This is a genomic window from Bacillus sp. SRB_8 (assembly GCF_003264205.1).
GTDB classification, from domain to species: domain Bacteria; phylum Bacillota; class Bacilli; order Bacillales; family Bacillaceae_G; genus Bacillus_A; species Bacillus_A mycoides.
In genome coordinates this window covers 20847-31544 of sequence record NZ_NADT01000051.1, presented here as the reverse complement: position 1 = coordinate 31544, position 10698 = coordinate 20847, and the positions used below count along the sequence as shown (strand labels likewise).

The following is a 10698-nucleotide window of genomic DNA, read 5'->3' as shown; positions in this document are numbered from 1 at the left end:
GATGGATGTGTGGTGCTACCCCATGGCCGTCAACCTAACAAAAATAAACTACCCCAGAACGATAAAATTGACCAACTTGTGCAAAATTTTATCGTTGTGGGGTAATTCTAAATTCTTAAGTTGATGGGCATGTATGGTGACCCCTGATTACAGATTTGGTATTACAGATTCTATCCTGGTTAGCGGAAGAAGAAAGAACAAAAATCAAAACAAGACAACGAGAAGGAATTGATTTTGCAAAAAAACAGGGGAAATATTTTGGAAGGCCAAGAGCGGAAATAACAAATGAGTTCATTCAAGCATATCAAGAATGGAAAGAGAAAAAAATTACTGCTGTAGAAGCAATGAAACGAAGTAGTATGTCTAATACCACTTTCTATCGAATTGTAAAACGATATGAACAAGGGGAAAGATAGTATGAAGAGGGGAAGAGGAAATTTTAAAGATTTATAATCAAGGAAAATATGTCTCTGATTTGCAGCTAAAAAAGATCCTAACCTTAGCTTTATGGCGATATTGCCGTGCCCCAAAAGGACTAGATTTGTAAAATAAAAGTGGGTCCAAGTAGCTGATTGAATGAAACAAAAACGCCAATTCCATACTGGAGTTGGCGTTTTTGTTTTGAATGAGTAGCGTATTTTTGTCACATACAAGCAATGAAAATTGTCTTGAATAAATAATAGCATAATTATAGATAAAGGGAAATTCAGATTTGTTAGAGTATAAATTGGGGAAATCTTAATTTGGTTTTATATTTGAGAGTATTACAAGTTTCAGCAAAGATATAGATGGTTTTAATAAAACTCATGGTAAACCATTTCAATTTTTTACTCAACGACTCCTGAATTTTCAATATTAACGATGTATTTCACTCTTACTGGTACGGTTTGATATATTTTTTCCCACTCTTTTAACTTAAATGGTTTATACTGTTGTTTAAATTTGGAGCCTAAACCGAGTGGATCTACATTTAGATTTTGTATTTTTTTTATTAGCTTGTTACTTTCTGTATTAAGTTGCTTTTCTATGTTCTTTGTTATTACCTCGACATTCTTTTTATCTTCTAAATTTATCTTTTTTGAGATTTCTTGCAGACGAGCATCCATTTTAACTTGAATATAAAAAGATGGTTTTCCATTTTTAATCTGAACATGATAGGAAGGAATGGAACGGATATTGTTAATTAATACATAACCGCCATGGGTTTTGAATTCCTGGGAATTTAATCTATGTTTTTCAAGCAATCCTCTAAAAATAAACATATCTTTTTGTTCCACTTTCCCTACATATTTTTCTTCATTGAAAAGAGCCATGCCTTTAATTTCTATTTTGTCTTTTTGTTTTTTTAATATCGGCATAAAAGTATCTTGTCCTACTTCATAATAGCGATAGAGTTAAGATGTAAATTATCATATGGTAATGAACCTGTTTCCATATTGTGTTCCAACAAATTTTTTATATAAATTGCAACATTAAAGTTATTTTTGTATTTTCCAGATAATAGCTCATATCCATCACCTTCTAGTATTCCTAGATATATTGTATGTCCTATGCTACTATCTCGTAGAAGTGTATCATACGCTACTGTTATATCTTTTTTCGCTAATTTTTCTGTAAAAAGAGCAACACGTAATTGTCCATTGGCAAACGATTGTGCAGATTCGAAAGAAGCTTTTTCTCTTCCTTGTTTTACTGTGTTTCCAATGTTCTCAAATACTTGGACTTTATGCCCTTTTTCTTGAATAGGACAGACAATCGATGTTTTTATCTTATCTTTTGCTGTATCGTATACAACTCCTTGAATTAATTGAACATCATCAATAATATACTTTTGCAAGCATCCTGTCATAAATGCTAACGAAATACCAAATAGTAAAATTTGTTTTTGAGTAAATTTGTTCATATTCTCTCCATCCAGTCACAAACCAAATTGGAAAGTAACGTATTCTAAATTTCGTTTGTTAATGGTATAAATTGTTAAATTTTAGATTTTAATTGTTTGTGGTATTTTTCCGAAATAATCATCATTATATTCATGTTTTTATTAAAACTACCGATAATGAGACGTTATGTTAACCTAGCGTGTATATGGTATTCAAAATAGATTTCTGATTTTCCTTTTCCATCCATGATACAATTTATTAAATAATTTACTTGTTATACCTTGGAATATGGAAGGAGTTAAATCTGAATGAAAAAGGTTTTAGAACGTGAGGAATTTGTTGATATAGGTGGTTTTCAATTATATACAAAAATATTTGGAAGTGATAAAGGAACTCCAACCGTAGTAATGGACGCAGGTTATGGTGATTACTCTAAAGCTTGGAATGAAATAGTATCACAAATTGCAGAATTCACAAAAGTTCTGGTCTATGATAGAGCTGGTTTAGGAAAGAGTGATTCTAGTCCGAACAATAGAGTTAGTTCTGAGATGGTAAAAGAGCTAAGAACATTACTAAAAAAATTACAATTAACGCCTCCTTATATTTTTGTGGGGCATTCCTTTGGTGGAGTAAATGTTCGTTTATACGCATCTTTATATCCAAGCGAGGTAGCAGGGCTAATACTTGTGGATTCAACCCCAGAAGACTACAGAGAACGATTTCTTCCCATCATGCCTTCAGATTTCCAAGAAGCTTATAATAAACAATTTATTTATGAAGGTACATACGATCAATTTATGAAGAGTCTAGAAGAAGTACGATTACACAGAAAAACACTTATAGATAAAAACGTTATTATTCTTTCTGCAGGAAAAAAAGCTTTTTATTCCACTGATGCACAAAACTTATGGTTGCATATGCAAAAGGAATTATTGGATTTATCAACTAATAGTTCCTTAGTTATAGCACCTAACAGTGGACACTATATCCAAAAGGATGAGCCACAATATGTAATAAATGCGGTCAAAAAGGTTCTTCAGATCTTATAATTAACTTCCGAGTTCGGTAATTATGTAAATAAGCTGTCCATATGGACAGCTTATTATATTTTTTGCTTAGCGTGGTTTTTTCCAAAATGCTGGTGGTACCCCTTTATAACCTTATTAAAGAAAAGAACCTATTACTTTAAGTAAACCATTTCACAATCTTAATTATAACAATTCCTTATTTTTTTTATAGGAACACTTTAAAGAAATAAAGCTAGAAAAAAACATCACTATGCTAACACTTAATAAAAAACCTAAAATTTCTAACCATTCATTGGAATTGTTAGGTATCTTAATAAAAGTCATATATACTGACATAAAAATAAAAACAAAAGTAACTGTTCTAATAAAAATAACCCTTAACTCTTTAATATAGGCCTTTTCCGTTGAAATATCTGTATATTCAATACCGGACATTATATACCTTCCAAATACATAAAAGAGGAATATAGCAATGGAGCACAATAATACAATTTCTACACTTATATTAAAATACTTGTTACTAATAATCATTGCAATAAGAAAAAGAAAAAGAAATATTCCACCTTCAGAGAAAAAATACAACATCTTTTTTTCCTTATATTCATCATCTGGTATTAAAAAAGATATCCAAGATTTCATTAATTCTCTACCTCCCAAAATAAATCATCTAAAGTTTTATTAAGTACTTTTGCTATTGCAACACAAAGTTGAAGACTCGGATTATATTCTCCTTTCTCAATCAGTCCAATTGTCTGTCTAGTTACACCTATTTTTCTTGCTAATTGTTCTTGGGTCATTGAAGTTTTAATCCGAGTTATTTTCACATTATTTTTCATTATCCCACCCTACTCTAATGTAATATATAAGTTACATATGTAACTTATATATTACATTAGATATAATAAAAAATCAAAATCATCTTTAATTAAACTGATCAATTGTTTAAAAATAAATTTTTTATAATAGTGTAATTCTAAAGTATAAAAATGTTTTATCATGCTATTCTCCCATGTTTTTGGGTGTGAGTGCTGGCTGGGGGTTTGGGGGCTAGCCCCCAGTAATTTAACGTAACTTTATATATAGCTTAAGTGAAATTCTTGAACGATGGATCATGGCGGTTCGGCGGATATAATTGCTAGTCCAAGTCGAGCAACTTAATCCTTGTTTTTGGTCTGTTCGGCTTGGCGACATACCAACCCCCGCCGAATTTCTCTATGCAATGGAGGAAAGGTGGAGATTTTTTGAGTGATTTTCTCAAAAAATACTACCTGCCCATTGCATAGAGAAAAGCCCTTTTAATTTTTATAAAATAATAGAATAGAAGGGACAAGCCGGGTTGAACCGTTGGTATGACTGGGTTTCTAGGGAGACACTATAATTTGTGGGATTATAAATTTAAAAATTAGTGAAAAATATTGCACTTAAAAAATAGGAGTTAACTGCGAATAGTCGTGATTATGTGAACGAAAATTCCCTTCAGATTTTCTGAAGGGAATTTTCTAGATTTCTAGATACATGGACTACTGATAAGTGGGGTTATGTAAACTTTTAATATGGTTTTTAATCTTTGGACAGGATTAAAATTGTTAAATAAAAATTATTTATACAAACTAATCCCTTATCTATAATAGATAAGGGATTAGTTTAATTTTGTTGTATGGTGTAAACAAAATTGAGTGTCATAATATATGGTAACATGGATATTTATGTGTTTTTTAAATTTTATTTATTCTAAACAAACAAAAAGAACTAGTATTATACTAGTTCTTTTTGTTTGTAGATCCATATTTAAGTAGTAGGGTACTACATATAAATCAATACAATATTAGAAGTAAAAGGATACCAACCTTTGTACAGATTAATTATAGCATAAATTTTCAGAAAAAATATATTTATTAGTTGGTTATTTATTCCTTATTTTATCGTGTTTTGAATGTATACTTTTGTCAGTGGTTTTGGGGAAAATGAGTAAGTTGTAATGAAGTTAATAAAACCAAAGATTTGAATGTAAACTAATATTCAAAAGTTTACATTGGAACTTATAATTGAAATCCAACATATAATGCCATGAACATTTAAAATATAGTCTTGGTCGGAGCAAAAAGAAAAACCACAGCGATCGTTGTGGTTTTTCTTTTTGAATTGATGTCAATATTACAACTTGTTTTTAGTAGTTTGCTGTTTTTATACTTTTTTAAAATTCATTTTCACTATATGAACATTAAACACATTTTAAAATTTGCACCTTATTTAGCAGTGTGAAATGACTTTGCATTAGATAGTAGCCATATGTAATGAACGTATTTGTTTTCAAACTCTTCTAGAATTTGTTTCTATCATTTCCAACGTACCGTTTGGTAGTGAGAAACATAAGAAAGTTCTAGAGAAGGGTAAAGATGATAAGTGTGAATTTTACAGGTATGAACTGCTTATCATATTTAGACATTCAATTAATGTTCAAAAAATATGTGGGGTGATTACAATGAGAAAGAAAAAAACTAGCAAATCAAGTAAGAATTTTAGCAGAATGAGAGAAAGGAAGGTAAGGGACAAGAGGGATGATGTAAATAAATCTAGGGTTTCAATCAAGCTTGGAAATAATAGCTCACTTGAGTGGGAAAAATGGACAATATGTACTGAAGTCTTGTTTATTCAATGCTTCAGTACATATTGTCATGCAAGTAGTAATTACGTTAATGAAATATTTTCTATTAAGTTAAAAAAAGAACTCTTCGCATTATATTTAGGTTAGGTAAGTGAAACAGTTGAAATTAAAAGGACCACACATATTAAACATGTCTAATATGTGTGGTCCTTGTTTAGTTAAAATAATGATTTAGACTAAACATCATTGGTTTAATTGTATTTATCTATTCTTATGTTTTAAATTTAATAAAATAAAGATGTAGACTGTTGACTAAATTTCATTTTATACAAAGATTTTTTATTGTTAAAAATTTCTATTTATTCAGAGTCCAAATATTCCATAAAACCCCTCATATAATTTAAGTACAAAACTTCACAAATTAAAAATTATATATGTGTTTTGAGTTTGTATAGAAAGTCAAAAGCGAACTTTTCCTTTTCCTTGTATTTTTCAATATTTTCGGGTAAGTAACAATGATGTTTATTAAGTATATTTGTTTCTAGATATTCAATCGTTTCCAGTAAGGATTGTCCCCTGAGTGATCCAGTGATTAAAGATTTAACAATTAAAAATGTCTCTCCACCCTCAAGTAAATGTGCATCGTGGAGAATTTTAGCTTCTAGGCTTTCTGGTTTTCCATCCTTTTGAGAACCGTCTGCTACTTCTAGAATTCGTTTTATTTTTTCTCCACTAAACCCAATACCCTTAAGAAATTCTTCAATACTTATTCTTATCTCTTCTTCATATATTACTCCGTGAAAATATGCGCCATATTTAAGTAAATCCTCATCTACTTTATTTTTATATATTTTAGCCATTTCTAGAGATAAATTTAAAATTCTTTTTATATGTTCAACATTGTGCATTATATCTTTTTGAGCATAGTAAGGTAATATGAAATCTTCAATTAATTGAATAGTGTCCAATTTCAACAGCTCCTTTATTTTTAATAAATGTATTTGATTTCCTCCCACATTATAGATCCGTTTTCTTTAATTGAATAAACAAAAAACCGACAATAGTATACCAATCCTTTCTCAATTAAATCAAATATTAATACATCTGTAGAGTGATAATAAAGTTGTTTAATTCGCTATAATAAAGCAAGAGCCTTACTACATATCAAATGTAATAAGGCTTTAAAAAAGTTGTTTAAAACTGAATTGATCTAAAAGAATATTGTTACTTAAAATGATAATAAAGTTGTTTAATTTTTTTCAACTAAAGCACCTGTTACTTTAAGTACAACATTTCACAATCTTACACATTGATGTTAATCACATTTCTTTCAGAAAGGGGAATTATAGGTTAATTTGCGCCCCTGTTAGATAATGGGGGGCTGTTCATGTAGTCGTGGCTTCGCCACTCCTGCAAAGACGTTTCGTTTATATAAACGGCTATTCAACAAACTGGAATTTGGCGAACACGGATTATGCTTATACTATTCGCCTGTTCTTTTTGTCGTATATCACAACGGTTACAATTGAAACAAGAACAATCACAGCATTTGCGGCAATGGTTCCCGCCCAAGTCATAGTCATGGTGCCGAAGATGGGGGATGCCGCATTGAACATGGTGTGGAATAATACGCACATAAACACACGGCCTTTTCCTGATATTTTGTAGATTGCCCCGTTGAAAAACCGAAACGCAATGAGTTGAACTGCAAACATCCAAAAGTTAATGAGTCCCTCTCCGTGATTCGTCCCCGGAATGAAGAAGAGAGGGATATGCCATAAAATCCAAATGATTCCAACAAAAACAGAAGACAAAACAAAACCGTATTTTTTGTCAAGCTCAGGCTGCAATATGTACATCCAGCCAGCTTCCTCCAAGCCACCGATAATAAGATTACCGAGCAGGGAAAGGAAGAACGTATAAAATGGAAGCACCATTTCCGTGTGGCCTGAAACTGCAATATGTATCAAAAAATACAGTGCAAGTCCTGCAACAACGAACAAATAGAGAGATATGCTATTTTTGGCATAAAAAACAGTTCTCAACCATTCCTTGAAACCTGCTATTTTGTTATTTTTCTTCAGAACGATATATGAAGCAATAGCGGGCGACAAAATATAGATTGCAAAGGGGATATTCATCCCGAATTGCTGTAACGAGTGAACCCAATTGTGAACCGAATATCCGAATTTCCCAAGAGCAATCAAAGCACCTGACACAAGATAGGCTATGCAAAATGTCAGCATCGTAAATTGTACTGTGATTTTTTTGTCTGTCATGATTTCTTCACCTCACATTTTAAATGTATACATTAAATTTTAACGGATGGACGCTTTGACTTTTATCACCTAATGTTTGCTTTCTGCCAATTCAAAGTTGCGCTCCGCACAAAATATAAATAATCTCCATTACAAATTCTAATTTATCGACTTGTTTCTAAGCCCCAATTATGGCACTATTTCGTGGTACAGTTATTTTTCCGGTACTTCATTAGCTCATGCTTTATCAAGTAGTTAAGCATTACTTCCCAACTTATTAAACTACTTTATTATCACTCTACAACATCAAAAACTTCCTATAGTTAAATAAAAATATCCGTTCTATAAACAGCTTTATTATCACTGCACAGAAGAAGAATTATATCATCTTAAAATATTCCGTAAGTTTTTTGTTTTCTTTTTCGCGTAATCGTTTATTCTCCTCCTCTAATTGCTTATTTTTTTTTTCTAACTTTTCAATTCTTCTTTTGAGAGAAGCGATTACGGCATTTTGATTGTTCTCATCTCGTTTAATTCGAGAGTCTACAAATGTCTTTTCTTGTTGATTTCGTAAGAAATTGATACGCTCTTTGAGCTCATTATGGTTATAAAGCGTTGCTTTGCTCACCCCAGCTTCTGCTGCCACGCTATTAAAGTTAATTGCCTTAGAGCTCTTGGTTAGACGTTTAATCGCTTCCTCAACCTTGGCTATAGTTGTCTGTTTCCTTTTTTCGTGTAGCTGCCTCAGTTGCTCCTCACGGTCGAAATTAGCCACGCTTAACACCTTCCCTTTTCTTACGTTCTAATTGTCTCTTCATCCGGTCAAATCGTCCAAAAATGACATTTCCACCCTTGATTGTTTCATAAATGTTTTGGTATCTCTCCAAGTTCTTTTCGTTTGCTTTAACCATATCTTCGCGACCATATTCTTTTGAGGCTTCAATCCACTTTGTCGTCGTTTCTATGAGAAGCTCATACTTTTTAACATCAAAACTCGTCATACCTACAGCTAAATCAAAACAAGGCTTTCCATCGTTTGCTGTGAGACAAGGGGGTTCTGCTGATAATGGACAGTTTCCATTCACTCTGGCGCGACAAGTCCCGTAAGGGTTGTCCAATGCGTTTAACTTTTCGTCTTTCCACATCATATCCATGATGTCTTCAGGGATGTCTTCAGCTTCTGAGACCTGATGAATTTCCCCATTTAGGTCAAAGCTAAATACACCTTGCTTAATAACCTTCTCGAACTCCTTGCGTTTCGTATCATCCAATAAACGGGCATATCGCATCGTCATTTCAGGAGAAGCATGAGCCAATAGCCCCTGCACAGTTAAAATATCAGCTCCACCATTTAACATTTTCACCGCATAAGTGTGTCTAAATTGGTGTGATTTGAAGTGGAAGACGTTGCCTATTTCGTCAGTAATGTTCTTTTCGATTGCTAGTTCGTTAAGTTTGCTTTGCACCCATCCTTGTGAAAATGGTTTCCCCTTACGGGAACCATTGTACCGAACAAAAATATATTTATCAGGGTTGTTATCCTCATTGCTGAGTTCCTTGGAGTTGTGTATTAAAACGGCTATCATATTGGCTAATTGGTCGTCAATCGGAATTTTATGACCTTTTACATATGTTTTTTCAATATCGGTTTGAATAGAATATTTGCCATTTAGCTGAACCAAACAGTCCTGTGTTAATCCTAATGTATCGCTGATACGCAATCCAGTTTTAAAAGCAACCCACACGATAGGTTGTACGTCTGGATGAAGGTCGCTAATGTTTTCAAATAACTGCTCCAATACATGTTCAGGAATGTAATCAATATCGTCATCTGATTTCTTATCAAGACGTGGATAGTCCTCAGAGTAAAGTAATTTTGCAGTTGATTTCTCAGGTGCTATACTGTAATCAAAACGTTGGGTATCTTTCAAAAATGTATTAACACGTTTTAGGTTATCAAATATGTGTTGTTTTGGATTAGCATTTTTATTTTTCAAATTATTTCGGGCATAATGACGAAGAAACTCCAAATACTTTTCGATATGCTGTCTTGTAAGACCATTTAAATCATTCCATTCAGGCTCTAGCTCACTAATGAAATTTAAAAACTTAGGAACATTTCTTAAATATTCACGAGCTGATGACCACGAAAATTTTCCACCACCAAGTAATCTAGTTTTGATATATTTTTTTAAATACTGTTTAAAAACAGCGTTTTGAATACTTGTGAAGTCAAGAAAATAATGCGTTACCGATGCATTATATGTCACCCCATATTTGTCATATAACACCCTAACATTCCATCTATCTTTCTCCCATTCTTCACGATCATCTGTTATATTGAATAATTTTCCATACAGGGAACGAAAGAAGTTCGCTGTAGTTGTTTTAACTTCGAGTTCACCATATTGGATACTTTTCTTTGTTTGGGTTGTTTTTACACCTTTGTTGTTCAACCACAAAATCCACTGTTTCTCAGTCTTTTCAGCATCTAATTCAAGGAGAGAATGGAGGTGGGAATGCTTTTCGTTAAGAAATAAAACTAATTTGTTTATGGATGTTTTGTAGCCATAAACAAGGCTGTAAAAACTCGGTTCATCGTTAAACAACTTATGATAGAAAACAAATTTAAGTTCTAAGCCAATGGTATAATTTTCGATACAGAACTTTATATTTTTAGTTGTTCCTTTGTATTTATTGAATTGCTCTTCAAAATTAGGAATTTGACCAATATCGTTAACGTTCCAAACGTCATTGACTAAAAAGTAATCATCTTTCACAAGTCTTCTTTTTACCGTGCCATCACTGGACACATCTTTAACCTCGTAAGAGGAGAGGGTGGAGGTAATTAAGTTCCAATATTCGCTTTGTGGGAGTGAATTATTTGCTATGATTTTATCCAATGACTTTCCTCCTAAAATGCC

Annotated in this window: 8 protein-coding genes and 2 pseudogenes; 3 read left to right on the top strand and 7 right to left on the bottom strand. The window is 32.3% G+C overall.

Annotated elements, in window-relative coordinates:
- Window positions 1-143: 143 nt before the first annotated feature.
- Window positions 144-416, top strand: a pseudogene (locus tag B5P40_RS28780) (recombinase family protein); the annotation flags it as partial.
- A 411-nt stretch (window positions 417-827) separates the two neighbouring features.
- On the opposite strand, the pseudogene B5P40_RS28775 reads toward B5P40_RS28780, so the two are convergent.
- Window positions 828-1903 (bottom strand): annotated as a pseudogene (locus B5P40_RS28775) (Ger(x)C family spore germination protein).
- A 288-nt stretch (window positions 1904-2191) separates the two neighbouring features.
- On the opposite strand from B5P40_RS28775, the gene B5P40_RS28770 reads away from it, so the two are divergent.
- Window positions 2192-2932, top strand: coding sequence for an alpha/beta fold hydrolase (locus B5P40_RS28770; protein WP_113710326.1), 741 nt, complete (start codon window positions 2192-2194; stop codon window positions 2930-2932).
- A gap of 162 nt (window positions 2933-3094) precedes the next feature.
- Here B5P40_RS28770 and B5P40_RS28765 read toward each other — a convergent pair whose 3' ends face one another.
- A complete protein-coding gene (locus B5P40_RS28765) occupies window positions 3095-3550 on the bottom strand; it encodes a DUF3278 domain-containing protein (protein WP_113710325.1) in 456 nt (151 codons plus the stop codon).
- Complete coding sequence (locus B5P40_RS28760; RefSeq protein ID WP_098786630.1) at window positions 3550-3747, bottom strand: helix-turn-helix transcriptional regulator; 198 nt, start codon at window positions 3745-3747, stop codon at window positions 3550-3552. The genes B5P40_RS28765 and B5P40_RS28760 overlap by 1 nt, the downstream gene beginning before the upstream one ends.
- A gap of 1646 nt (window positions 3748-5393) precedes the next feature.
- Here B5P40_RS28760 and B5P40_RS28750 point away from each other — a divergent pair.
- Window positions 5394-5663, top strand: a complete 270-nt coding sequence (locus B5P40_RS28750; RefSeq protein WP_258402207.1) for a hypothetical protein — start codon at window positions 5394-5396, stop codon at window positions 5661-5663.
- Window positions 5664-5944: 281 nt separating this feature from the next.
- Here the strand turns inward: B5P40_RS28750 and B5P40_RS28745 are convergent, their stop codons facing one another.
- From B5P40_RS28745 to B5P40_RS28730, 4 genes are all read right to left on the bottom strand, one after another.
- The gene (locus tag B5P40_RS28745) at window positions 5945-6484 is read right to left on the bottom strand and encodes an HD domain-containing protein (protein ID WP_113710324.1); all 540 of its coding nucleotides are present in this window, start codon (window positions 6482-6484) and stop codon (window positions 5945-5947) included.
- A 510-nt stretch (window positions 6485-6994) separates the two neighbouring features.
- Window positions 6995-7795 (bottom strand): CPBP family intramembrane glutamic endopeptidase, encoded by an 801-nt coding sequence (locus tag B5P40_RS28740; protein ID WP_113710323.1) that lies wholly within the window; start codon window positions 7793-7795, stop codon window positions 6995-6997.
- Window positions 7796-8153: 358 nt separating this feature from the next.
- Window positions 8154-8549 (bottom strand): DUF6262 family protein, encoded by a 396-nt coding sequence (locus tag B5P40_RS28735; protein WP_113710322.1) that lies wholly within the window; start codon window positions 8547-8549, stop codon window positions 8154-8156.
- Complete coding sequence (locus tag B5P40_RS28730; protein ID WP_113710321.1) at window positions 8542-10677, bottom strand: tyrosine-type recombinase/integrase; 2136 nt, start codon at window positions 10675-10677, stop codon at window positions 8542-8544. Before B5P40_RS28730 ends, B5P40_RS28735 begins: the two co-directional genes overlap by 8 nt.
- Window positions 10678-10698 lie beyond the last annotated feature (21 nt).